General features: G+C 56.4%; 1 rRNA gene (cut by a window edge). It reads right to left on the bottom strand.

The features are described from left to right. Window positions 1-21: 21 nt before the first annotated feature. Window positions 22-1,523: ribosomal RNA gene (locus ACIQTP_RS46805) — 23S ribosomal RNA — on the bottom strand (it continues 1,718 nt past the right edge of the window).

Below are 1,523 nucleotides of genomic sequence, written 5' to 3'. Positions count from 1 at the left end.
ACACAGTGGACGCGAGCAACTGAGGACAAGCCCTCGGCCTATTAGTACCGGTCACCTCCAGCGGTTACCCGCCTTCCAGATCCGGCCTATCAACCCAGTCGTCTACTGGGAGCCTTAACCCCTCAAAGGGGGTGGGAATACTCATCTCGAAGCAGGCTTCCCGCTTAGATGCTTTCAGCGGTTATCCCTCCCGAACGTAGCCAACCAGCCATGCCCTTGGCAGGACAACTGGCACACCAGAGGTTCGTCCGTCCCGGTCCTCTCGTACTAGGGACAGCCCTTCTCAATATTCCTACGCGCACAGCGGATAGGGACCGAACTGTCTCACGACGTTCTAAACCCAGCTCGCGTACCGCTTTAATGGGCGAACAGCCCAACCCTTGGGACCGACTCCAGCCCCAGGATGCGACGAGCCGACATCGAGGTGCCAAACCATCCCGTCGATATGGACTCTTGGGGAAGATCAGCCTGTTATCCCCGGGGTACCTTTTATCCGTTGAGCGACGGCGCTTCCACAAGCCACCGCCGGATCACTAGTCCCGACTTTCGTCCCTGCTCGACCCGTCGGTCTCACAGTCAAGCTCCCTTGTGCACTTACACTCAACACCTGATTACCAACCAGGCTGAGGGAACCTTTGGGCGCCTCCGTTACTCTTTAGGAGGCAACCGCCCCAGTTAAACTACCCATCAGACACTGTCCCTGATCCGGATCACGGACCCAGGTTAGACATCCAGCACGACCAGAGTGGTATTTCAACGACGACTCCCCCTGAGCTGGCGCTCAGAGTTCAAAGTCTCCCACCTATCCTACACAAGCCGAACCGAACACCAATATCAAACTGTAGTAAAGGTCCCGGGGTCTTTCCGTCCTGCTGCGCGAAACGAGCATCTTTACTCGTAGTGCAATTTCACCGGGCCTATGGTTGAGACAGTCGAGAAGTCGTTACGCCATTCGTGCAGGTCGGAACTTACCCGACAAGGAATTTCGCTACCTTAGGATGGTTATAGTTACCACCGCCGTTTACTGGCGCTTAAGTTCTCAGCTTCGCCACCCCGAAGAGTGACTAACCGGTCCCCTTAACGTTCCAGCACCGGGCAGGCGTCAGTCCGTATACATCGCCTTACGGCTTCGCACGGACCTGTGTTTTTAGTAAACAGTCGCTTCTCGCTGGTCTCTGCGGCCACCCCCAGCTCACGGAGTAAATCCGATCACCAGTGATGGCCCCCCTTCTCCCGAAGTTACGGGGGCATTTTGCCGAGTTCCTTAACCATAGTTCACCCGAACGCCTCGGTATTCTCTACCTGACCACCTGAGTCGGTTTAGGGTACGGGCCGCCATGAAACTCGCTAGAGGCTTTTCTCGACAGCATAGGATCATCCACTTCACCACAATCGGCTCGGCATCAGGTCTCAGCCTCATGTACGACGGATTTACCTATCGCACGGCCTACACCCTTACCCCGGGACAACCACCGCCCGGGATGGACTACCTTCCTGCGTCACCCCATCACTCACCTACTACA

The organism is Streptomyces sp. NPDC090798 (genome assembly GCF_044768965.1).
GTDB lineage: Bacteria > Actinomycetota > Actinomycetes > Streptomycetales > Streptomycetaceae > Streptomyces.
This window is presented reverse-complemented; position numbering and strand designations above follow the sequence as displayed.